Raw genomic sequence first — 22,947 nt, 5'->3', positions numbered from 1 at the left:
ATGGTCATGCGAAGGCCGTCAGCGTGCCTCGCGAATCTCCCAACGAGTGAGCCCGTACGAGACGACGTTCGAGGTCAGAGGTTAAAAGGCAAGCTGAGAACGGCGGGAAATTCCCTCTTCCCGCGCGTCGCGGGCCGGCCGCCGCCGGGGGGTCGGCCGCATAGCCACTGATCAGCGGTTATGCCGCCAGTGATCACTGGCTCGTTCGAGAAGGGCACGGGCGGGGGTGGCGGGTCCTGTGAAAAACTGTTACCGACGGGTACCCAAAGGCTCCTGCTGGACATACTCTCGGCCCCATGACGGACTCGCAGGCCCCTGACGCCCCTCTCGGTACGAATCCCGTGGCGGTCGCCCCCGCCGGTGTGCGCACGGCCGCCGATGTGGTCACCCCCGAGGTGATCGCCCAGCTGACCCGCGGCGTCGTCGGGTCGGGCCGTACGGCCAACCACACCCCCTTCACCGGGGAGAAGCTGGCCGACCTGCCCGAGTCCACCCCCGAGGACGTCGCCGGCGCCTTCGACCGGGCCCGCGCCGCCCAGCCCGTCTGGGCCGCCGTCCCCGTACGGCAGCGGGCCGCCGTCCTGCTGCGCTTCCACGACCTCGTCCTGAGCCGCCAGTCCGAGGTCCTCGACCTCATCCAGCTGGAGACCGGCAAGGCCCGCCTGCACGCCCACGAGGAGGTGCAGGCCGTCGCCGTCGCCGCCCGCCACTACGGGCGCAAGGCCGCCGCCTACCTCAAGCCCCGCCGCCACACCGGCGTCGTCCCCGCCCTCACCAAGGTCACCGAACTGCGGCAGCCGCGCGGCGTCGTCGGCCAGATCGCCCCCTGGAACTACCCGCTCGAACTCTCCGTGGGCGACGCGCTGCCCGCGTTCGTCTCCGGCAACGCCGTCGTGATGAAGCCCGACACGGAGACCGCGCTCACCGCCCTGTGGGCCCGCGACCTGCTGATCGAGGCCGGGCTGCCCGCCGAGGTCTTCCAGGTCGTCCTCGGCGAGGGCCCCGTCGTCGGACCCGAGGTCGTCAGCCGCGCCGACTACGTCTCCTTCACCGGCTCCACCCGCACCGGCCGCGAGGTCGCCGTCGGCGCCGCGTCCCGGCTGGTCGGCGTGTCCCTGGAGCTCGGCGGCAAGAACGCCATGCTCGTCCTGAAGGACGCCGACGTCGAGAAGGCCGCCGCCGGGGCCGTCCGCGCCTGCTTCTCCTCCGCCGGGCAGCTGTGCATCTCCATCGAGCGGCTGTACGTCCACGAGTCGATCGCCGACGCCTTCGTCCAGCGCTTCGCCACCCGGACGAAGGCCATGCGCCTCGGCAGCGCCCTCGCGTACGGCGCCGACATGGGCTCCCTCGTCGGCGAACGCCAGCTGGAGACCGTCACCCAGCACGTGGAGGAGGCCGTCGAGAAGGGCGCGAAGCTCGTCGCCGGCGGCGTCGCCCGCCCCGACATCGGCCCGCTGTTCTACGAGCCGACCATCCTCGACGGGGTGGAGGCCCCGATGGCCGTCTGCACCGAGGAGACCTTCGGTCCGGTCGTCTCGGTCTACCGGTTCAGCGACGAGGACGAGGTGATCGCGCTGGCCAACGCCACCCCGTACGGCCTCAACTCCAGCGTCTGGACCACCGACTCCCGGCGCGGACACCAGGTCGCCGCCCGGCTGCGCACCGGCACCGTCAACATCAACGAGGGGTACGCCCCCGCCTACGGCAGCGTCCAGTCCCCGATGGGCGGCATGAAGGAGTCCGGCCTCGGCCGGCGGCACGGCTCCGAGGGCATCCTCAAGTACACCGAGGCCCAGACCGTCGCCCAGCAGCGGCTGATCCCGCTCGCACCCGCCTTCGGGATGGACGACGAGAAGTACGCCGCGTTCATGACCCGCAGCCTCAAGGCGATGAAGGCGTTCCGGCTGCGCTGAACGCCCTGCGGGCCGTAGCGGCTTCCGCCCTTTTCGTACCGATTCCGTTCCGAGGAGTGCCATGTCCCAGGACAGCCCTGCCCAGAAACAGGCCACGAGCCCTGTCCCGGCCGAGGACGATGCCGCGTACGACTACGACGTCCTGGTCGTCGGTTCGGGTTTCGGGGGCGCGGTGTCGGCGCTCCGGCTCACCGAGAAGGGCTACCGGGTCGGGATCCTGGAGGCGGGCCGCCGCTTCACCCCCGGCACGCTCCCCAAGACCTCCTGGGACCTGAAGAACTACCTGTGGGCACCGGCGCTCGGCCTCTTCGGCATCCAGCGCGTCCATCTCCTCGGCAACGTCATGGTGCTCGCCGGGGCCGGGGTCGGCGGCGGTTCGCTCAACTACGCCAACACGCTGTACGTGCCGCCCACCCCGTTCTTCGAGGACCGCCAGTGGGCCTCGATCACCGACTGGCAGGACGAGCTGAAGCCGTACTACGACCAGGCCCGCCGGATGCTCGGGGTCCGCCTCAACCCGACCATGACCCCCTCCGACATCCACCTCAAGGCCGCCGCCGAGGTCATGGGTGTCGGCGACACCTTCCACCTGGCCCCGGTCGGCGTCTTCTTCGGCGACGGCAAGGACGCCGACGGCACCGCGAAGGCCAGGCCCGGCGGCACCGTCCCCGACCCGTACTTCGGCGGCGCGGGCCCCGCCCGCAAGGCCTGCACCGAATGCGGCGAGTGCATGACGGGCTGCCGTCACGGCGCGAAGAACACCCTCAACGAGAACTACCTCCATCTCGCCGAGAAGGCCGGAGCGGTCATCCACCCGATGACCTCCGTCGTCGGGATCACCGACGACCCCGAGGGCGGCTACCGGGTCCTCACCGTCCCCACCGACCGCCGCCGCAAGGCGAAGCCCACGAAGCTGCGCGCCCGCAAGGTCGTCGTCGCGGCGGGCACGTACGGCACCCAGACCCTGCTGCACACCATGAAGGACCGAGGGCTGCTGCCCCGGCTCTCCGCGAGGCTCGGCGACCTGACCCGCACCAACTCCGAGGCACTGGTCGGCTCCCAGACCAGCGACCGCCGCTACCGCAAGAAGCACGGCATCGCGAAAGCCGACTTCTCGCAGGGCGTCGCGATCACCTCCTCGATCCACCCCGACGAGAACACCCACATCGAGCCCGTCCGCTACGGCAAGGGCTCCAACGCCATGGGCGCGATGTCGATCCTCCAGGTCCCCTACGGCGGCCGCCGGGTGCTCGGCTGGCTCGGCAACATGGCCAGGCACCCCGCCCTCGCCGCCCGTTCGCTCTCCAACCGCCGCTGGTCCGAGCACACCATCATCGGCCTGGTCATGCAGTCGCTGGACAACTCCCTCACCACGTACCGCAAACCGGGCGGCATCGGAAAGGGCCTGCTCACCGCCCGCCAGGGCCACGGCGCGCCCAACCCGACCCAGATCCCGGAGGCCACCCGCAGCGCCACCCTGCTCGCCGAGGAGATCAACGGCTTCGCCGGGTCCAACGTCGGCGAGCTGATGGGCACCCCGCTCACCGCCCACTTCCTCGGCGGCTGCCCGATCGGCGCGAGCGCGGAGGGAGGCGTCATCGACCCGTACCACCGCCTCTACGGGCACCCCGGCATCAGCGTCGTCGACGGCTCCGCGGTCTCCGCCAACCTCGGCGTCAACCCCTCGCTGACCATCACCGCCCAGGCCGAGCGTGCGATGTCCTTCTGGCCCAACAAGGGCGAAGCGGACCCGCGCCCGGAGCAGGACGCGGCCTACGAGCGGCTCGCCCCCGTCGAGCCGCTCGCGCCCGCCGTGCCGAAGGAGGCGTTCGGCGCGCTGAGGCTGCCGTTCCTGGGCATCCCCGCGGTGCCGCCGAAGGGGACGGCGGAGGGGTCAGCGGAAGCCGGGGGAAACACGCCCGTGCCCAATCCGTGATCTTGGGGAGGGCAACCGTTCGGGGCGCTGCGCGGTCGAACCCGTACTGCCGCACAGCAGTCACACAGCTCCTGCCGAGTACCAGAGGTCCCCGATGACACGCATTTCCCCGAGACCCGTGCTGCGCCGCGCAGCGGGCTCTCTCGCCGCCGCCGGCCTGCTGGCCGCGGCCACGCTCGCCGGGGCGGCCGCCCCGGCGCAGGCCGACGACGCCCCGGTGTTCACCCTCGGCGGCCCCGCCGAGACCGCACTGCACCCGTACCCGGAGAGCGGCGAGCCGCAGCACTCCACGGTCGGGATCTCCGTCAACAACCCGTCCCAGGACGACGAGGACGGCGGTTACGGAGGCCACTTCACCCTCACCTTCGACCTCAGCGGCGTCGACGGTGTCGCCGACGTGGCGTTCGACGGCGAGTCCACCAGCGCGGACTGCCGGATCACCGGAACGAAGGCGGTCTGCGAGGACTGGGGCATCTGGCCGGGCAACCAGGGCGCCGCCGACCTCACGGTCACCGCAGCCGAGGGCAGCGAGGACGGGGACACCGGCACGATCAAGGTGACCGGCGAGGCGGAGGGCGTGACCTTCACCCCGTTCACCACCCGGCTCACGGTCGGCGGCCCCGACCTGGTCATGGAGCAGCTCCCCTTCGACCAGGAGCTGAACCCGGGCGACAAGCAGCAGGCTCCGATCACCTTCATGAACCGGGGCAGCCGGGACGCCGACGGCGTCCTGCTCACCCTCCTGTACTCCCGCGGTCTCGACATTCCGCAGCGCTATACCAACTGCGAGTACACCGTGGACGACCCGGCCGACCAGGGCATCGGCTTCACGACGGCCCTCTGCTCGGTCGAGGGCTCCTTCGAGGCGGGCGAGACGTACACCCTGGCGACCCCGCTGACCATCGAGGCCACCACCCGCGCCTTCTACGACACCTTCGTCTACCGCATCCACGAGGACGGCGCCGCCCAGCGCGCCGCCCAGCGTGCGGGCGCCACCTTCGAGCGCGGTGACGGCTCGGTGCTGAAGGCGGTTCCGGCGAAGAAGAAGAGCGCGGTGGCCCGGGGCGCGGACCTGAACCCGTACGACAACCAGCAGGAGGTCGACTTCCGTACGAAGAACACGGCCGACTTCGTGGCGTACGGCGACGAGGCGTCCGGAGCCGCCGGGACCACGGTGAAGGCCGACATCGGCTTCCGCAACGAGGGCCCGGCGTGGATCGGCTACATCCGCTCCGGTGAGGACGTCGCCACCGTCGACTTCACCGTCCCGCAGGGCGCGTCGGTCACGGCGAAGCCGGACCGCTGCCGTGCGGTGACCGCCGAGGGGAAGTACCGCGAGGACCAGAAGAGCCCCGCGCCGCGTTACGTCTGCTACACCTCGATGACCGTGCGGGACGGCGCGGGCCTCGACCTGCCCTTCGAGCTGCGGATCGACAAGGCCCTGATCGGCGCGAGCGGCGAGGTGACCGTCCGCAACACCTGGCTGCAGGACCCGGAGCTGCCGTTCGACCCGAAGCCCGCCAACAACACCGCGTACCTGATCCTGAACGGTGAGGGCGGCGGCGCCGACTCCGGCGGCACGACGGGCTCCGACGGCGGCTCCGGCGACCCGTCCACCCCGCCGACCTCGTCCCCGGACCCGCAGGAGAGCCCGTCCGCCACCCCCGGAACCTCGACGTCCACCACGTCCGGCGGCGGCTCGGCGGGTACGACCGGGGGCTCCGGCGGAGGGGGCGGACTCGCCTCGACGGGATCGATCGCCCTGATCGCCTCGGGCACGGCGGCCGCGGCGCTGGCGGCGGGCCTGCTGCTGTTCACGGCGGCACGGCGACGGGCTGCCGCGCAGCACGGCTGACCGGCGAAGAAGAGTGGGGCGGAGGAGGGGAACAGGCCTCCGCCCGGTACGTTCCGATGCGGCCGACCCGGGCGTCCCCGGGATCGGCCGCATATGGGGTGATCGGGCCGCTGTCCCCTGCGGACCGGTCACATACGCCAGGTCGTGGTCCCACGACGTACCTGCGGTACGTCACACTTCCCGGCGGAGCCACGCGTGGTTTCCTGCCGATGCCGCCCCTGGCTGGCACGGACACCAGGATCAACGAAGGCGCCGCGCCCCCGGTCACGCGCCGTACGGGTGAGACGGGGCCCGAACGCAGTTACGGCCCCTGTCCGGCAAGCGGAGAACCGTTCCCTCCGAAGAGGCCCGAGACCCCTCCGGGAGGGGCCTCACACCCGGCCGCGGCACAGCTCCAGGAGCGTCATGGCCAGCGCGGTGCCCGGCTTGCCCAGCGCGTCCCTGTAGTGGCCGAGCACGGCCGTCTCCCGGGAGAGGTTGACCCGGCGCCCGCCCGAGGTGATCCGGGCCTGCTGGATCACCGCCGAGACGGCCATCCGTTCCTGGACGAGGCCGATGATCCGGTCGTCGAGGGCGTCGATACGGTCCCGCGCGCCGCCGATCAGGACGGCGGCCTCGTCGGTGCGGGCACCGGTCCGCTCGGCGGGGGTGACGGCGGACAGGGTGCTGGCGGTGCTGGCGGTGCTGCTCATGGTGATGGCTCCCGGTGGGGTGGCGGCCCCCCGGAGCGATGGACCCGGACACGCGAGACGCCCCGGGCCTGTCGGCCCGGGGCGCCTGGAACGTTGCTTGTCAGTAGCTCAAGCAGCACGACCATGGCAGCCGGCGGGCCGGATGCCATAGGTAAAGACGAAGGTCGTGTGCTGACGCATGGGGGACAGTATGGCCCCGCCCCGGAGGACCCGCCAAAGCGGGGCCCGCATCGTGAGACGCCCAGCTCGGCGGAGGGTCCGCGCACGGCCGGTAGAATCGGAAGAACCGACCCCCTTCACCACCGCCGGAAGGCCGCCCCCGTGCCAGCAGCACCCCCCGCCGCCCCCGACGCCACGGCCGACGTGGTCCTCGTCGTCGACTTCGGCGCGCAGTACGCCCAGCTCATCGCCCGTCGCGTCCGTGAGGCCCGGGTCTACAGCGAGATCGTCCCGTCCACCATGCCGGTGGCCGAGATGCTGGCCAAGAACCCGCGCGCGATCATCCTGTCCGGCGGGCCCTCGTCGGTGTACGCGGAGGCGGCGCCGTCCCTGGACCGCTCGCTCTTCGAGGCCGGGGTCCCCGTCTTCGGCATGTGCTACGGCTTCCAGCTGATGGCCACCACGCTCGGCGGCACGGTCGACGACAACGGGGCCCGTGAGTACGGCCGTACCCCGCTGCACGTCACCAAGGCGGGCTCGACGCTCTTCGAGGGCACGCCCACCGAGCAGCCGGTGTGGATGTCGCACGGCGACGCCTGCTCGGCGGCGCCCGAGGGCTTCACCGTCACCGCGTCCACCGACGTCGTGCCGGTCGCCGCCTTCGAGAACGACGAGAAGAAGCTCTACGGCGTCCAGTACCACCCGGAGGTCATGCACTCCACGCACGGCCAGCAGGTCCTGGAGCACTTCCTCTACCGCGGCGCGGGCATCGAGCCGAACTGGACCACCACCAACGTGGTCGAGGAGCAGGTCGCCTTCATCCGCGAGCAGGTCGGCACCAAGCGCGCCATCTGCGGCCTCTCCGGCGGCGTGGACTCCGCGGTCGCCGCCGCCCTCGTCCAGAAGGCCATCGGCTCGCAGCTCACCTGTGTGTACGTCGACCACGGGCTGATGCGCAAGGGCGAGACCGAGCAGGTCGAGAAGGACTTCGTGGCCGCGACCGGTGCGAAGCTGAAGGTGGTCGACGCGGAGAAGCGCTTCCTCGACGCCCTGGCCGGTGTGTCCGACCCGGAGACCAAGCGGAAGATCATCGGCCGCGAGTTCATCCGCGTCTTCGAGCAGACCCAGCTGGAGATCCTCCAGGAGGACGGCCCGGAGGTCGCCTTCCTCGTCCAGGGCACGCTCTACCCGGACGTCGTCGAGTCCGGCGGCGGCACCGGCACCGCCAACATCAAGTCCCACCACAACGTCGGCGGCCTCCCCGACGACATCGAGTTCCAGCTCGTCGAGCCGCTGCGCCAGCTGTTCAAGGACGAGGTCCGCATGGTCGGCCAGGAGCTGGGCCTCCCCGAGGAGATCGTCCAGCGCCAGCCGTTCCCCGGCCCCGGCCTCGGCATCCGTATCGTCGGCGAGGTCACCAAGGAGCGCCTGGACCTGCTCCGCGACGCCGACGCCATCGCCCGCGAGGAGCTGACGGCGGCCGGCCTGGACCGCGACATCTGGCAGTGCCCGGTGGTCCTCCTCGCCGACGTCCGCTCGGTCGGCGTCCAGGGCGACGGCCGCACCTACGGCCACCCGATCGTGCTGCGCCCGGTCTCCTCCGAGGACGCCATGACGGCCGACTGGTCGCGCCTCCCGTACGAGACGCTGGCGAAGATCTCCACCCGCATCACCAACGAGGTCGCCGACGTCAACCGGGTCGTCCTCGACGTGACGAGCAAGCCGCCGGGGACCATCGAGTGGGAGTGACCGCTCCCGCTCCGTGAGAGCCTGCCGGTCAACGCCGATGCCGTCGCCCATTCGTTCGGGGGGCGGCATTGTCGTATCGGCTGGGTACGCTGAGTGAAGAGACGAGACTTCGGCGTATGGGAGCAATGATGAGCGCCGCACCCGAGCCCAGGCTTGAGCAGCAGCAGCCGTACCGGTGGCCCGTTCCGCCGGAGGGCGGCTGGACGGCGGACGACCTCGACCGGATTCCGGGCCTCCCGCCCCACACCGAGCTGATCGACGGGAGTCTCGTCTTCATGAGTCCGCAGCGGAAGTTCCACACGCGAGCCATGTGGTTGCTGGAAGCCGCGCTTCTCGCGCACGTCCCCGCGGATCTGGACGTCGACCGGGAAATGACCATCAGGCTGGACCGCAGAAACCGTCCGGAGCCCGACCTGCTGGTCTATCGGGCCGAGGCGGACACCGGTGCCGACCAGACCTGGTACGCGCCGGAGGACGTTGTCCTGGCCGTCGAGGTCGTGTCACCCGACTCCGAGGATCGTGACCGGGGCGTGAAGCCGCGCAAGTACGCCGAGGCCGGGGTCAGGCACTTCTGGCGGGTCGAGCAGGGCGCCGACGACCTGCCCGTCGTGTACGTGTACGAACTCGATCCGGCGACGAGCACGTACACGCCCACCGGAATCCACCGCAAGAAGATGAACCTCGACGTCCCGTTCTCGATCGACGTGGATCTCAGCGAGATCTACCGCCGGGGCCGCCCGTAATCCACTGGCACGGCCCCCGCCCCCCGTGTCAGGCTCCCTCCCCATGTCCGCCGAAGAAGTCCGCGCGATCGTGTCCGCCGCCGGCAACGACCGCCTCATCTGGAACACCCCGCTCTCCGAGCAGCACGCGGACCGGCTGATCGCCGCCTGCGCCCCCGCTCCCGGATCGAGGATCGTCGATCTCGGCTCCGGCTGGGGCGAGCTGCTGATGCGGCTCGTCGAGTCCGCGCCCGGAGTCACCGGGGACGGCGTGGAGACCGATCCGGCCGCCGTGGCGCGCGGACGGAAGCTCGCCGGGGAGCGGGGGCTCGCCGACCGGGTGCGCTTCCACGAGGTGCCCGCCGCCGAATGGACCGAGGGCGGATACGACCTCGCCGTCTCCATCGGCTCCTCGCACGCCTGGCCCGGCACCACCCGGGAAGCCCTCACCGCCCTCGCCGCCGCCGTACGCCCCGGCGGGCGGGTCCTGTTCGGCGAGGGCGTCTGGCTGAAGGAGCCGACCCCCGCCGCGCTGGAGGGACTCGGGGCCGGGCCCGGGGACTTCGGCTCGCTGCTGGAGCTGATCCGGCTGGCGGAGTCCGCCGGGCTGCGCGCACTCCAGGTCACCGTCGCCGACGAGCGCGAATGGGACCTCTTCGAGTCCGAGGGGCCGATCGGACGCGGCCGGCGCTGGGCACTGGAGCACCCGGACCATCCGCTGCACGCCGAGGTGACGGCCGAGGTCGACGCCCGCCGCACCGGCTACTACGGCGGCTACCGCTCGTATTTCACCCTCGCCTATCTGGTGCTCAGCACCTGACCCGCGCCCACAGGACGTCCCGCCTCTGGTCACTTGGCCCACCCGGCGGTAGCTTCCGGTCCCGTACGCGCTGGGAACCCTAGGAGTCTCAATGACGAAGTCAAGCCGCCTGCGTGAGCGGCAGGACGGGGGTGAAGACTCGTCCGTCACGGAGCAGAGCCCAGAGCACGCTGGCTCGTCGGCGTGCGAGGGCGATGACGGCCTGGACGTGTTTGCAGCCCTCGCCGCGCTTCTTGAGGTAGAAGTCCCGGTTCGGTCCTTCGCGGATGATGCTGGTCTGCGCGGACATGTAGAAGACGCGTCGCAGGCGGCGGCTGTAGCGCTTGGGCCGGTGGAGGTTGCCGGTCCTGCGTCCGGAGTCGCGTGGGACGGGCACCAACCCGGCCGCCGAGGCCAGGTGGCCGGCGTCGGTGTAGGCCGACAGGTCGCCGGCGGCGACGACGAACTCGGCCCCGAGTATCGGGCCCATCCCGGGCAGGGACTCGATGATCTCAGCCTGCGGGTGGCTGCGGAACGTCTCCCGGATCTGCTTGTCGATCCGCTTCAGCCGGTCGTCCAGGGCCAGGATCTGAGCTGCCAGGTCGGCGACGATCTGCGCGGCGACATCTTCACCGGGCAGCGCGGTCCGCTGGGCCTGCGCGGCTTCCAGCGCGGTCGCGGCGACCGCGTCAGCGCCCCGGACACTACGGTTGGCCAGCCAGGCCGTCAGCCGGGCCCTGCCGCGGCGACGGATCACAGCCGGCGTCTGGTTACCGGTCAGCAGCACCAACGCACCTTTGTGGGCCGAGTAGTCGAAGGCCCGCTCCAGTGCGGGGAAGATCCCGGTCAGCACGTCGCGCAGGCGGTTGATCATTCGCACCCGGTCGGCCACCAGGTCGGAGCGGTGGGCGGTCAGCAGCGCGAGGTCGGCGGCCAGCTGGGCGGGCACGTCGATGGTGGCGAAGTCACTGCGGTGGCGGGCGGTCTCGGCGATGACGTAGGCGTCGCGGGCGTCGGTCTTCGCTTCGCCCCGGTAGGCGCCGGACATGCGGTTGACCGTGCGGCCCGGCACGTAGACGGTCTGCTGGCCGTGGGCCGCGAGCAGGGCCAGCAGCAGCGCGGAGGATGTGCCGGAGATGTCCACGGCCCAGTGGACCCGGTCCGCCAGGTCCAGGATCTCGCCGAGCGCGGTCAGGATCGCCGACTCGTCGTTGTCGACCTTCTTCGACCACAGCGTCGCGCCGGTCTCATCGACCACAGCCGCCCAGTGGTGACCTTTGCCGGCATCGACACCGGCCCAGACCTGGTCCTTCCGCTTACTCACGTGCCCCTCCTCGACCCACACGGCATGCCGTCGGCCCGAGGAACACCCCGCTGTCATCTCCGTAATCAGCGACCGAAGCGCACATCTCAATCAGCAGCCAGGGCGCCCCGGAGAGCCGGACGGCCACTCCTTGGGAGCCACAAATGGCAAGACACCATCAGCCGCATCCGGCCCTCCCGGGCCGCCCAACACCATACGGAGGCGCCATGTCCGAGCCGGCCGCCGTGCCCGCCCCCGCCCCGATCCCCGTCGACCAGCTCCGGTTCGCGATGCCGCCCGTGCACGCCTCGCCGGACGAGGAACGCGCGTACCGCAGGCAGCGGCTGGCGGGCGCGCTGCGGCTGTTCGGGCAGCTCGGGTACGAGGACGGGGTCTCCGGGCACATCAGCGCCCGCGACCCCGAGCTGGCGGACTGCTTCTGGGTCAACCCGTTCGGCGCGCCGTTCGCCGACATCGCCCCGCAGGATCTGATCCTCGTCAACGGCGACGGGCAGGTCGTCCGGGGCCGTTTCCACGTCAACCAGGCCGCGTTCGCGGTGCACGCGGCGGTGCACCGGGCCCGGCCGGACACCGTGGCCGTCGCCCACACCCACTCCGTGCACGGGCGGGCGCTCGCCGCGCTCGGGGAGCGGATCGAGCCGATCACCCAGGAGTCCTGTGCCTTCTACGAGGACCACGCGCTGTACGACACCTGCTCCGGGGTCGTCGTGGATGAGGAGGAGGGCCGACGGATCGCCGCCGCGCTCGGTCCGCACAAGGCGGTGATCCTGCGCAACCACGGGCTGCTGACCGTCGGCGACTCGGTGGACGCGGCGGCCTGGTGGTTCCTCACGATGGAGCGCGCCTGCCAGGTGCAGCTGCTGGCGCGGGCCGCGGGGAAGCCCGTGCTCATCCCGCACCGGGACGCCGTCACGACCCGCGAGCACCTCGGCGGCGACCTGGTGGCCTGGATCAGCTACCAGCCCCTGTGGCAGCGGATTGCTCGAACATTCTGACGACGCCCGCCCCCGGTCCGCCCCGATGCGTGGCCCGGCCGCCCGGTACGGCACAATTCGCTGATATCACAAGTGAGTTGGCTGTACCGGGGCGGGAAAGGGCGTAATTCTCCGTGGCGTTGGACGAATCCAGGACGAGCGGCACGCACAGCGGCGGCTGTACCTGCGGCGACTGCCCGCACGGAGCACGCCGGGGGCACCGGCGCGCGGTCGCCGCGTTCCTGGCCAAACGCGACGAACTGGCGGCGGGCAACGGGCTGCCCGCCGGGGTCGCCCAGTCCGCCTCCGCGTCCCGGCAGTGGGTATCCGACGAGCTGACCGGGTCCGCCCGCACCGTCGCCGAACGGGCCCGGGAGGCCGGTGACGCCTGGCTCCACCAGGTCTGGCGGGGCACGCTGTTCGCCGTCTGGGGCGCGGCCGGGGCCCTCCTCATCGGCGCGAGCCTCACCGCGATCGGGGCCGGCTGGTCCACCGCCCGTACCGCCGCTCTGCTCGCCGCCCTCGTCACCGCGGGACTGCTCACCGCCGCCGCCCGCCTCCACCGCGCCCGCGGCGGCCTTCTCGCCCCGCTGATCGGTGAGGACAACCGGCTCTCCACCTCCCGGACGGTCGCCGCCGGCTGGGTGCTGCTCGCCGTCTTCGCCGTCCTCCTCCTCGCGCTGCAACTGGCCGGAGCCTCCGACCCGGACGACCGGGACGCGCTGATCGAGGGCCTCGACCTCGTGCGCTCCGCCGGGGTCGTGGCCGTGCTGGCGCTGGTGTGCGCCGTCGCCGTCGTCGTGCGCCGCGTGGTGACCGTACGGGTGCTGGGCCAGCGGCTCCAGAAGCTGCGCGCGGACCGGCCGCGCGCAGCCGACCTGCTCACCGACGACTCGGGGCGCGGCTCCTTCACCGATGTGCAGTACGTGCTGGTCAGCGCCGTCGCCGTACTGTTCGCGGCGGTCCGGCTGGGCCGTCGCCCCGAGCAGCTGCCCGATCTGCCGTGGGGGCTCGCGCTGCTGGTGGCGGTCTCGGCGGCGACCTACTTCGCCGGGAAGTACGCGGAGGGCGGCCGGCCCGTCGTGCTGTCCGTCGTCCGGGCCCGGGAGGCCGGGGATCTGGACGCCCCGATCCGGACCGGCGACGACATCGAGATCCGGGGCGCGGGCTTCGTACCGCCCGGCGCGGGCAGTCCCGACCGGCTGTCGCGGCTCGTCGTACGGATCGGCACGGTCCATGTCCACGTCCCGCTGATCCCGGTCGCCGGGGGCTTCGCCAACCCCACCGACAGCGTCCTCACCGTGCCCGTCCCGGTCGAGGTCGAGCCGGGGACCGTGGACGTCCAGGTCGTCACCGCCGCCGGGGTGGAGACCAACCGCTGCCCGATCGACGTGACGGACTGACATCCTCCATCTCTTCCTCGTTTCCTGGCCTCCCCCTCCTGGCCTCCTCCTCCCCGCCTCCTCTCCCCGCGGCCGATTTCTGCCGCCGATCAGGTCCCAGCTCTGGTGAGAAATGAGCCAAGGGCGTACGTATGGTCGAGGTGACGGGACTTCGGGAAGTGGGGCAGTGGTGATGAACGGTTACGGCGGCGGTTCGTACGGCTTGGGCGAGCACAGGACGCTGAGAGAGCAGGCGGGCACCTACGCCCTGCTGCCCCTGCGGATCTTCCTCGGGGTCACCTTCGTCTACGCGGGCCTCGACAAGCTCACGGACAGCGCGTTCCTGTCCGCGACCGGCACCGGGTCCATCGGCGAGATGATGCGCGGGGTTCGCGACTCCTCCGCGATCCCCGCCCTCGTCGACCTGGCGCTCAAGAGCCCCGAGGGCTTCGGCTACGCCATCGCGACCGGCGAACTCCTCGTCGGTCTCGGCACCCTCGTCGGACTCTGGGCCCGGCTCGCGGCGCTCGGCGGCGCGCTGATCTCGCTGAGCCTCTGGCTGACCGTGAGCTGGCAGGCCACCCCGTACTACTACGGCAACGACCTGCCGTACATGTTCTGCTGGGTGCCTCTCGTGCTGGCCGGGGCGCCCTACTGGTCAGTGGATGCCCTGCTCAGGCACCGGCACCACGGGTCCTTCTAGGCTTGGCCTCTGACAGTGAGTCAGGGGCCTGGTGGGTGGTACTGGAGTCCTAGTCAGTCAGGTGTCGGTACAGGGTGGCCCTGGACACTCCTAGGGCCTTGGCTATGGCGTTCACGGACTCGCCCTTGGCCTTCCTGGCTTTGGCCAGAGTCAACAGGTCATCAGTGATGACAGTGGGCCTTCCTCCGGTACGCCCTTGGGCCTTGGCAGCGTCCAGTCCTGCCCTGGTCCTCTCAACGATCATGTCTCGTTCTAGCTCAGCAAAGGCAACCATCATGGTGAAGAAGAACTTGCCTTCCCCCTTGGGGGAGTAGCTACCGGCCAGAGTCCCGGTGAGAATCCGCAGAGCGATTCCACGGCTGTGTAGTTCCTCAGCGATAGTAAGTACGTCCTTGGTGGACCTGCCCAACCTGTCAAGCTTCCAGACGCAGAGCGTGTCTCCCTCTCTCATGTACTCCAGAGCAGCATGGAGACCAGGACGCTCCGTGTTCTTCCCGGACAGCTTGTCTTCAAAGACCTTGGTGCAGCCTGCCTCTTCCATGGCATCTGTCTGAAGCTGCACATCCTGTGCCTTGCCACTCACTCGCTTGTATCCGATCAGGTGGCCAGTGGTCCGGGTGCTCATGGTCGTTGTCATGTCTCAAGTGTCTCATAACTCATCTCAGAACATCAAGGCTTCAGGGGTGGTTGTGAGACGAGTTTTGAACAGCTCTTAGGGCCCTCGGGGGCCTGCTTCCCGGGTGTCTCGTAAACCATCGTTTCCGAGACGTCCACTCTCACTGTCGTGAGCCCTGTCCTGCACCTTCCTCGGGGCCTTGGTTCTACGCTCCGTCCGCTGGTGCCGATGAAAGATAGTTGTTGGGAGGGTGTGTAGCGGTACCCCGGGGTAATGCCTGAATCGTTCTTTCTGGGGACCGCCGGGGGGGCCTTCCTTTCATCGTGTACGGGTTCAAGGGCCCACGGGGGCCCGTGAGAGCCTTTGGGGGTCACTGTCGGTATGAGATACCCGAGAGGACCCCAAGGCGCTCAGAGGGCCACATAGGAGCCTTCCTGGGCTTGTTGTGGCTAACCATGGGGTCGCCAAGGAGCTAAGGCCCCTCTTGCCTTGCCTTGGCCCTGTGAGCTGCATCTCACTTCTGAGGGTTCGTGTCCCACATCTCAGCAGAGGACACCTACGTATTTATTGAGGGTCAGGGTTATATATAACTACTAATACTCTCTATGTAGTAACTGCTGTAGTGAGTACTCTCAATACAGTGCTACTACAGGCATCCCCGCAAAGGGATGCCCTGTAAGTAACCTCTCTCTGATTCTGATCTCAGAGTAGAGAGCTAAGGATGAGTGCATGAGAAAGCCCCGGCCATTAGAGCCGGGGCTTGTTCATTGGCTTCGACTACGGTCAGGATCTCTCCGAGGAGACCCGATGAACGAGGGCAATGTCTTCAAACCCTCGGAGGAAGCGGCCGTGGCCACTGTTCAGACCCGTGTGCGTCATGCACTGCCGATCAACCTCGGCCACGTCCGGCCCGGGAACGGCAGCCCAGCCACAGTCGGCATAGAGGCAACTTGCAACCACCGTGGGCATGGACTCCGGGTCTCTGAAGATTCGGTGTTCGATATACCGGAAGACTGAGCGGGTCATCGGCGGGACTCGTCTGCCTTGGCGCACTGGATGTGCCAGTAAGTCACCTTCGGCGGACCGTCCTTACTGGCGAGCATTCCCCGCCGGGCGATCTGGTGAAGGGGGATGGGCATGTTGCATGACGGGCAGGTCTCGCGCTTCGCCGTGTACGTCACATACTCGAACCTGTCTGTCCCGGTTTCCATTACGTACCCCTCACGCCTTGAGAATCGACAGCCAATGATCTCGTGGTATGAGTGCCGAGCCAAGCAATATTCATGTTGTCGGGTAGACGATCATGGGCGACAGGACTGTGCCCACTGTGTTAGGAGGCTGCGCGCCTCATTGCCGAATAGTGCGTGTCGTTCGTAGAGGGCAAACACTTCAAGGTGTTCAGTGATGTCCCGAGCATCCTGAAATACGATTCTCCCGGTGAATGTCTCTACCGTTGCTAGCCGCTGGTCATACACGGTGAAGGTGTTCATGGGGCCACGGCTCACCGGAACGCCCAGGGGGATTACCCCGATACGTACATTAGGTAGATGGGAAAGGGATGCGATTCGGTCAATCTGAACGGCCAGGGCTGATGGGGGAACGATTTCCCATCTCACTGCTTGTTCTGTCAGCAGGAACGTGAATTGCTTAGCGGTGTCATAGAGAACCGCTTGGCGTTCCAGCTTGCGCGCCACGGTCTTTGACGTGTCTACAGGAGAGTGGTCAAGGCTGGCCCTGATGTATTCAGGGGTAGCTAGCAATCCGGTAACCATGGCGGGTAGGAAATACCGAAGTTTCTCAGCCTCCTTCTCCAAGCCCGCCAATTCCGCTTGCCGCTTCTCCAAGCCTCTACGCCAAGATGACCGCTTTCCTTGCCACTCTGTATTCGCAAGACGTGCTAGGGCTGTCACTTCCGCCACGAGTTCTTGTGGTGCATCGAGTGCCCTAAGGATCAACTCAACATCGACAATGCCGGGCGTGATCCGAGCCGTCTCGATGTTGCTCAGCTTCGTTTGGGAAATATTGCAGCGCTTAGCGAGCCAGACTTGAGTACGCCCGGCCCGCTTGCGCATCTCGCGAAGTCTTTCCGCCAGGTCAGCTTTTGACTGGCCTAGCTGCCCGGGGTCAAATGTCAAGGCCCTTCACGTACTCCTCGAAAGGCACGGCATGTTCCATTGCGATCCTCCGCCATTCCCGGTACGGGGCCGGATCTCCCTCGTACTCCTCACGGTTGATCTGAGTTCCGTCCGGGCGGAAGTTCAGGTGGGCGATTCTGACCCCATCGAAAATCCACCAGTCGCGGAGAGAAATCGGCAATCCGTAATCCTCCCGCGTCACATCCAAGATGCGGATGTCCTCTCCGGCAGCGATGTTGCCCGGGATTCCCCAAGCGAATTGATAGCGCTGGTAGTCCGTAAGTGGCTGGCGTACGATCCTGACACGCCCGATATTCTTGCCAGACCCTACGTATCCACAGACCCGTTCATGCCAGCGGGCATTGTGTTCGGCAGGCTTGCTCTCGCCCCGGAGAAAGCGAGTCACGTTCTCCTGTTCCTTGGGCATGGTGTACGTGGGCTGTGCTTCGAAGCGCCACGCTTCCCGCCCAAAGGCGTCGAAGAACCTTCGCCAGGCTTCACCATCCAAGGGCACGGAAAGCCTCCCTCAGCACGCTCTCAGGGATCTCCACAAGCCCTTCCCCTGTCGGGGGCTGGAAGGCATCCGATACGTCGCCCTGGACGACGATGGAGCCGGACGCGGTCTTGTAGAGGTTCGGGCAGTCATCGTCATCGCAGTTGGGACCGCCGACGTTGCCGGTGAGTCGAGTCAGTTCCTCACGAGCCATGCTGAACCCCCTTGTTGAGACAGCCCCGTTGGGCTGGTGGTCATGACCGTACGAGACGTGGTGTCGGGTGTCTATGTGGTAGCAGAAATATTTGCGTTATCGGGTAGACCTCAAGTCAGAGGGGTGAGGTTGAAAGGGTTGCTGGCCTCGGTGGTGCGCCGCTCTTCGGTGTGCTTGCGCTTCTGTACGGCAGCCTGCATCGACTCCCACTCATCCTGAGTGAATACACAGGGTTAGCCATTTGGAAGGGCTGTCCTGGAGTTGCCGGACATGAGAGAGCCCAGGCCATTAGAATCGGAACCGTCTATCAGTGGACGGTGAATGGCTGAGACCGATTTCCTAGGTCAACCTCTGCGCCAAAATCGACGGTATTTGAAACCCCCTTAATGAGGGGATTCAGCCTCATGCTGATTCCCGCCTTTAGGAGGTGGCGAGTCCTCTCGTCGTCATTTCCTTCGTTTCTCTCCCACATCTGGCGGAAGGTTTCCCCGGTATCCCGGTACTCGTAACGGTCAGGCTTGTCGCCCTCGACTGAAAGGGAATCGTGTTCCTCGTGCAGTGCTGTGATCTCTTCCTCGGTGGACTTCTTGGCGAATCCAGATGAGTTCTTTCCACCGGGGCGAATGGTCCTCTGGAGCTCCGTCACGTATTGCTCAATCTCGTGAAGCCTCTGAGTATTGTTCGAGCCCTTGACGTAGTGACGCTCATGCATGGGGAAGTCTCCGATGGTTCCCAGGATCATTGTCTCTACAAGCTCCCTCACCTTCTCGGCGCGGAAGGCGTACCCCTTGCCGCAGGAATCTCGGTTGGCTGACTTGTTGCAGCGGTACACAGGCTTACCCTGCTGCCTCTCCGGATTGAAGAGATAGAGATTCCTGTCGCACCCGCCACACAGGACGACTCCACGATATGCAGTCGTGTTCTTTGTAGTGCGGCGGGCAGACTTAGGGCGTCCATTCATTTCATCCTGGAGCTTGGCCCACTCGTCGTTTGTGAGAATCGGATCAGCCATCCGAATCTTTCCCTCGGAAGTCAGAATAGGCTGGGACGCTCCGTACTGCTTTCCGGGTGCCTTTATCTCCTCACACTTCCAGCCGAGGATGGTTTCAGACCTCAAAATAGTAGTGAGAGTTCGGCTTCGCCATACAGGTAGAGGATCGCCATTGTTTTTCCGGCGATTCGACATCCTCTCGGCTCCAGGGGACGGAATTCCTCTGGCGTTGAAGTCATCGCAGATAGTCGAGTAAGGCTCTCCGTCCTCAACTACTCGCTTATGGATCTCCCGAATTACTTTCTTCTGGCTCTCGCATACTCGGAGTCTCATTGCTCCGTCGATGTCACGGAAGGATTCATAACCGTAGGGAGGGTTTCCCTTGGCCCAGACATTCTTGGACTTGGCGTAGTTCTGGAACGACTTAACTCGCATGGAAATGTTCTGTGCTTCAGTCTCGGCTATGGCCGCAAACAGGTCGATGATGACGTGCCGGAAAGGGCCGACCATATCGAGTACTGGTTCCTTGGCCGAGACCAGAGATTTGCCGCCGTGGGCTGTCGCCCATTTGATCATGTCTTGCATGTCGACGACTTTGCGGACGAACCTGTCCATCTTCCAGAAGAGCAGTAGGTCGAAATCAGGTGCTCGGTTGTTCAGCCATTCCCCGAGTTCGGGTCTATCGAATGGGTGGGACTTGGTGGCGGAGATATGGGCATCCTTGGCTACTCCCACCACCTGCCATCCCAGGTGTTGCCGCTCATCGACGTAGGCCGTGCAGTCCTGTAGCTGCCGTTCCAGGGAGGTTGATGCGTCGGTCTCGTTGCTGATCCGCAGGGCGATCAGTACCCGCACTGTCTTCACAGCACGTGACCCTACAACAGCAGTACGCCAGTGACCTGCCCTATCTGATGGCGTGGCTGCCGCTGCTGCTCGCCGGGGCTCCGATGTTCTCCGCCGACGCCTTCCTCGCCTCGCGCCGCCGCCGGACCATGTAGGCCGCCCAGGTCACCGTCGCGGCCAGCCACAGCCCGCCGAGGAACAGCGGCAGGAAGAACGTCCACGGGACCTCCCAGGCCCCGGCGGCGTCGGCCGCGTACCCGCCGGCCAGGGCCAGCATCACCAGGCCCGCTACCGCGCGGCCGGGCCGGAATTCATGACGCAGCACGGGTGACCTCCACCTGTCCGATGCCGACTTCCAGTTCCAGTTCGATCGTTCCGGCGGGCTTCGTGCCCGCCGGCGGCGGCAGCGTCCGCTGCCTCGCCTCGTCGCTGTTGATTCTGACCTGGACCCGCTGCCCCTCCTCCAGCCGGATCTCCCCGAGACCCACCTCGGCACGCACCTTCACCGTCACGTCCTTCGGGACGACGACGGCCGCCCGCCCCGCCGCCACATCGAGCCCCGTGCGCACGGTCTCGCCCCCCGGCACCTTCAGACCGGACAGGTCCAGCCGGGCGTCGCCCGTACTCAGCGCGTAGTGCGGCTGGACGGCGGTCACCGAGACGGGCCGCCAGTCCTGACGGGCCCACGAGGTGTCGATGTCCTTCGGCAGCACCGCCGCGCCCGCCAGCAGGCCCGCCGTGATCATCGCCATCAGGACCGTGCCGAAGCCGGTCCGCCCCAGCACCGAAGCGATCAGCAAGCCGAGCCCGAACACCGCGAGGGCGGCGACCAGACCGATCTGGAGGGCGGCCCCCAGCGGCCGCTGCTCCCAGCTCAGCCCGGTGCCCAGTCCGCCCGCCACCAGCGCCGTCAGGAAGACCGGGCCGCCGATGGAGCGCGGCCCGCGCGGAGCGGGCGACGGCTGCGGCGTCCGGAACGGGGCGTCAGGGGTGGGCCGCCCGGCCTTCACCCCGGCGCGCGCCGCACCGATGTTCGTGTCCGGCGGGCCCCACAGATAGCTGTAGCCGGCCGGCCCCGTGGTCCCGTCCTTGATGATCGGGTCCCGCCACCACGACGGGCTGCCGGGCGTCGGCGGGGCCTTCACCTCCGGCGGCGGCGTGCCGAGCCCGCCGCCGGCGTGCGCGGGTCCGGTGGGGGGCGCCGGTGCGCCGGGCGGGGCCGTCGGGGCCTCCGGGGCGGCCGCCCGCCGGGACTGCGTCCACACGGAGAACCCGACGACGGCCAGCGTCAGCAGTGCGGCGAACGCCAGCATGCTCCGGTTGTGCAGCATCGACAGGAACAGCCCGCAGCCGATCAGCGCCAGGAGCAGCGCCACCAGGGACGCCCCGTCGACCCGCCCCGACAGCAGCTTGCGCGCCTCGTTCTCGTCGTCGCCGTCCGCGGGCAGCAGCAGCCAGGCGAAGCCGTAGAAGATCAGACCGATGCCGCCGGTCACCGACAGCACACCGAGCACGATCCGGAAGATCACCGGGTCCACGTCGCAGTACCGGCCGAGTCCGCCGCACACCCCGGCGACGACCTTCTGTCGCGGGGTGCGCCGCAGCGTCTGCTTCGGCGCTTCGGGGGGCGCGACGCCGGGAGCGGCGTCCGAGGGAGCGGTCATGCCTCCATGGTGACGGGCCGGACCGCCCGCCGGGACCCATGCCGACCCTGGCCGGTCCCTGATATTGCCCGCGTACGCCCCGGAAGGGCCGGGCGGTGTGCGCCTCGGGCGGGGTCGGGCTGGCGGGCCGGCCCCGCTCACCCCGGGGAAGGCTCCCCGGAGGAGAACACGGCCGGCGGCCGTGCCGAGCGCTCGTGCACGACGCGCGCGTCGTGCCACCTGCGGGCGAACGAGGCCAGGTAGCAGCCGGCGCTGAACAGGAGGATCAGCAGGCTGACGCCGAGGAAGACCAGGCCGAGCGGGCCCAGCTCGGACAGGGTGCGTGTCACGCCCATGTGGCCGCTCCGGAGGTGTAGGAGCGCCACAGGGAGGTGCCCATCCAGTAGGTGCGGATGAACTGGAAGACCAGCTCCGGCAGGAGCAGAGCGCACACCAGCATCGCCTTCCAGCCCAGCGGGATGACCCGGACCGCGGAGAAGACCGACCAGGCGAGCAGGAGGAGCAGCCAGAGCGGGTCTCCGGCGGGCTGTCCCTGCGCGACGGACTGGGCGGCCCACACGGCGACCCAGCCGAGGCTGTAGGCGAAGCCGAGGAGGCCGAGCACGTACTGGACGATGGACAGCCGCGTGTGCCGGGTCCAGCCGCGCTGCCGCATGATGTCCAGCGTTCCGCGCACCCAGCGTTCCCGTTGGCGCACCAGGTCGCCGAGAACCGGCATCAGGTCGGTGTAGGCGACGCAGTACTGGTTGGCGGTCACCCGCCAGCCCGCCTCCTTCAACGACAGCGTTGTCTCGTAGTCCTCGACCAGGTTGCCGCTGTGCTGCCAGAAGACCTCGCCGCGGGCGTCGATGAGGTGCTGGAGGGCGGCCGTGCTGTAGAAGGAACCGGCGCCGGCCATGGTGTGCACGTCGGTCCGGGAGCGCGTGTGGGCGTACCTCCCGTACTCGATGATCTGCATGCCGGCGAGGTAGCGCTGCCATGTGTTCTGCCACAGACCGCTGCGGCCATAGCAGGTCGCGCTCACGCCGCCCAGGTCCGGATCGGATTCCATGACCATCCGTGCACGCTGGACGAACCGCGGATGCAGGGAGGTGTCCGCGTCCATGACGAGGACGTAGCGTGCCGCGCCGGTGAGGTCTCCGCACTGTTCGGCGAGACCGGCGAGGGCATGGTTGAGAGCCCCCGCCTTTTTGTGGGGATTGTCGGGCAGGCACAGCACCCGGGTCTGCGGAACGCCGGGCCGGTCGGCGAACTCGCGGGTGATCCGCTCCGTGCCGTCCGTCGAGTTGTTCACCACGACGAGGATCAGGTCGGGGCGGTGGGTCTGGGCGGCCAGGGACTTCAGGGAGCTGAGCACTTCGGCTTCCTCGTTCCGGGCCGGGATCACGACGACGGTGTCGTGCACCGGTTCGCGATGTGCTTTCGGCAACGCCTTGTCCACTGTTGGGAGAGACGTCGGCCTGGCGGCTTCGGTGCCTTGGGGAAGTGCTTCCTCGGAATCGAGCAGGGCTGGCCCTGTCAATGCCATAAGGGTTCTCCAGTCGAGCGTGGATTGATATGTCCAGCACACGGCACTGTGTACCTGGTTCACCTGGCAGCAGTCATGATCACACACCTCCCAACATTGGTATGGACCTGTCTCGGTGTATGGATCGCGAAGAAGTGGCGAACTCTGGGTTGGCCGTTCCATTGGATTGCGTTGGCAACGTGTGAGGCGCGAATTCCGGCCACTTCGTCAGCCACGCTTTTGGGAGAAACCGCCTGATCTCGACTCGGCGTGCCT

Annotated in this window: 20 protein-coding genes; 9 read left to right on the top strand and 11 right to left on the bottom strand. The window is 68.1% G+C overall.

Annotated elements, in window-relative coordinates:
* Positions 1 to 296 precede the first annotated feature (296 nt).
* The 3 genes from ACGF2Y_RS29480 to ACGF2Y_RS29470 all read left to right on the top strand — a co-directional run bounded on the left by ACGF2Y_RS29480 (position 297) and on the right by ACGF2Y_RS29470 (position 5,704).
* Complete coding sequence (locus tag ACGF2Y_RS29480; protein ID WP_392953637.1) at positions 297 to 1,913, top strand: succinic semialdehyde dehydrogenase; 1,617 nt, start codon at positions 297 to 299, stop codon at positions 1,911 to 1,913.
* Positions 1,914 to 1,974: 61 nt separating this feature from the next.
* Positions 1,975 to 3,849, top strand: coding sequence for a GMC family oxidoreductase N-terminal domain-containing protein (locus tag ACGF2Y_RS29475; RefSeq protein WP_392953634.1), 1,875 nt, complete (start codon positions 1,975 to 1,977; stop codon positions 3,847 to 3,849).
* Between the two features lie 94 nt (positions 3,850 to 3,943).
* Complete coding sequence (locus ACGF2Y_RS29470; protein ID WP_392953631.1) at positions 3,944 to 5,704, top strand: peptidase; 1,761 nt, start codon at positions 3,944 to 3,946, stop codon at positions 5,702 to 5,704.
* 371 nt (positions 5,705 to 6,075) lie between these two features.
* Here the strand turns inward: ACGF2Y_RS29470 and ACGF2Y_RS29465 are convergent, their stop codons facing one another.
* Complete coding sequence (locus tag ACGF2Y_RS29465; RefSeq protein ID WP_392953628.1) at positions 6,076 to 6,396, bottom strand: chorismate mutase; 321 nt, start codon at positions 6,394 to 6,396, stop codon at positions 6,076 to 6,078.
* A 321-nt stretch (positions 6,397 to 6,717) separates the two neighbouring features.
* Here ACGF2Y_RS29465 and guaA point away from each other — a divergent pair, with 321 nt between their 5' ends.
* From guaA to ACGF2Y_RS29450, 3 genes are all read left to right on the top strand, one after another.
* A complete protein-coding gene (gene guaA, locus ACGF2Y_RS29460; protein ID WP_392953625.1) occupies positions 6,718 to 8,304 on the top strand; it encodes a glutamine-hydrolyzing GMP synthase in 1,587 nt (528 codons plus the stop codon).
* A gap of 128 nt (positions 8,305 to 8,432) precedes the next feature.
* Positions 8,433 to 9,047, top strand: coding sequence for a Uma2 family endonuclease (locus ACGF2Y_RS29455; RefSeq protein WP_392953649.1), 615 nt, complete (start codon positions 8,433 to 8,435; stop codon positions 9,045 to 9,047).
* A 43-nt stretch (positions 9,048 to 9,090) separates the two neighbouring features.
* Positions 9,091 to 9,846 (top strand): SAM-dependent methyltransferase, encoded by a 756-nt coding sequence (locus ACGF2Y_RS29450; protein ID WP_392953622.1) that lies wholly within the window; start codon positions 9,091 to 9,093, stop codon positions 9,844 to 9,846.
* Between the two features lie 100 nt (positions 9,847 to 9,946).
* On the opposite strand, the gene ACGF2Y_RS29445 is transcribed toward ACGF2Y_RS29450, so the two are convergent.
* Positions 9,947 to 11,149 carry an IS110 family transposase gene (locus tag ACGF2Y_RS29445; protein ID WP_392953619.1) on the bottom strand — a complete coding sequence of 401 codons (1,203 nt, stop codon included), beginning with the start codon at positions 11,147 to 11,149 and terminating at the stop codon, positions 9,947 to 9,949.
* A gap of 206 nt (positions 11,150 to 11,355) precedes the next feature.
* Between ACGF2Y_RS29445 and ACGF2Y_RS29440 the strand changes: the two genes are divergently transcribed.
* The 3 genes from ACGF2Y_RS29440 (at position 11,356) to ACGF2Y_RS29430 (ending at position 14,208) form a co-directional block, all read left to right on the top strand.
* On the top strand, positions 11,356 to 12,144 hold the full coding sequence (locus ACGF2Y_RS29440; protein ID WP_392953618.1) for a class II aldolase/adducin family protein: 789 nt from the start codon (positions 11,356 to 11,358) through the stop codon (positions 12,142 to 12,144).
* Between the two features lie 113 nt (positions 12,145 to 12,257).
* Positions 12,258 to 13,526, top strand: coding sequence for a hypothetical protein (locus ACGF2Y_RS29435; RefSeq protein ID WP_392953615.1), 1,269 nt, complete (start codon positions 12,258 to 12,260; stop codon positions 13,524 to 13,526).
* 172 nt (positions 13,527 to 13,698) lie between these two features.
* Positions 13,699 to 14,208 carry a DoxX family protein gene (locus ACGF2Y_RS29430; RefSeq protein ID WP_392953612.1) on the top strand — a complete coding sequence of 170 codons (510 nt, stop codon included), beginning with the start codon at positions 13,699 to 13,701 and terminating at the stop codon, positions 14,206 to 14,208.
* 49 nt (positions 14,209 to 14,257) lie between these two features.
* On the opposite strand, the gene ACGF2Y_RS29425 is transcribed toward ACGF2Y_RS29430, so the two are convergent.
* The 9 genes from ACGF2Y_RS29425 to ACGF2Y_RS29385 form a co-directional block, all read right to left on the bottom strand.
* Positions 14,258 to 14,845, bottom strand: a complete 588-nt coding sequence (locus tag ACGF2Y_RS29425) for a recombinase family protein (RefSeq protein WP_392953609.1) — start codon at positions 14,843 to 14,845, stop codon at positions 14,258 to 14,260.
* Between the two features lie 1,280 nt (positions 14,846 to 16,125).
* Positions 16,126 to 16,959, bottom strand: coding sequence for a helix-turn-helix domain-containing protein (locus tag ACGF2Y_RS29420; protein ID WP_392953606.1), 834 nt, complete (start codon positions 16,957 to 16,959; stop codon positions 16,126 to 16,128).
* Positions 16,949 to 17,473 (bottom strand): DUF6879 family protein, encoded by a 525-nt coding sequence (locus ACGF2Y_RS29415; protein WP_392953603.1) that lies wholly within the window; start codon positions 17,471 to 17,473, stop codon positions 16,949 to 16,951. The genes ACGF2Y_RS29420 and ACGF2Y_RS29415 overlap by 11 nt, the downstream gene beginning before the upstream one ends.
* Positions 17,457 to 17,666, bottom strand: a complete 210-nt coding sequence (locus tag ACGF2Y_RS29410; RefSeq protein WP_392953601.1) for a hypothetical protein — start codon at positions 17,664 to 17,666, stop codon at positions 17,457 to 17,459. Before ACGF2Y_RS29410 ends, ACGF2Y_RS29415 begins: the two co-directional genes overlap by 17 nt.
* Before the next feature lie 307 nt (positions 17,667 to 17,973).
* Entirely contained in the window at positions 17,974 to 19,521 is a 1,548-nt protein-coding gene (locus tag ACGF2Y_RS29405) for a recombinase family protein (protein ID WP_392953598.1), read from the bottom strand.
* A gap of 40 nt (positions 19,522 to 19,561) precedes the next feature.
* Entirely contained in the window at positions 19,562 to 19,825 is a 264-nt protein-coding gene (locus tag ACGF2Y_RS29400) for a hypothetical protein (protein WP_392953595.1), read from the bottom strand.
* Complete coding sequence (locus ACGF2Y_RS29395) at positions 19,812 to 21,164, bottom strand: PspC domain-containing protein (protein WP_392953593.1); 1,353 nt, start codon at positions 21,162 to 21,164, stop codon at positions 19,812 to 19,814. Before ACGF2Y_RS29395 ends, ACGF2Y_RS29400 begins: the two co-directional genes overlap by 14 nt.
* A gap of 137 nt (positions 21,165 to 21,301) precedes the next feature.
* The gene (locus tag ACGF2Y_RS29390) at positions 21,302 to 21,499 is read right to left on the bottom strand and encodes a hypothetical protein (protein ID WP_392953590.1); all 198 of its coding nucleotides are present in this window, start codon (positions 21,497 to 21,499) and stop codon (positions 21,302 to 21,304) included.
* The gene (locus tag ACGF2Y_RS29385) at positions 21,490 to 22,593 is read right to left on the bottom strand and encodes a glycosyltransferase family 2 protein (RefSeq protein ID WP_392953587.1); all 1,104 of its coding nucleotides are present in this window, start codon (positions 22,591 to 22,593) and stop codon (positions 21,490 to 21,492) included. The genes ACGF2Y_RS29390 and ACGF2Y_RS29385 overlap by 10 nt, the downstream gene beginning before the upstream one ends.
* Positions 22,594 to 22,947: the final 354 nt, after the last annotated feature.

Source organism: Streptomyces sp. NPDC048142 (genome assembly GCF_043202835.1).
Classification (GTDB): domain Bacteria; phylum Actinomycetota; class Actinomycetes; order Streptomycetales; family Streptomycetaceae; genus Streptomyces.
This window is presented reverse-complemented; position numbering and strand designations above follow the sequence as displayed.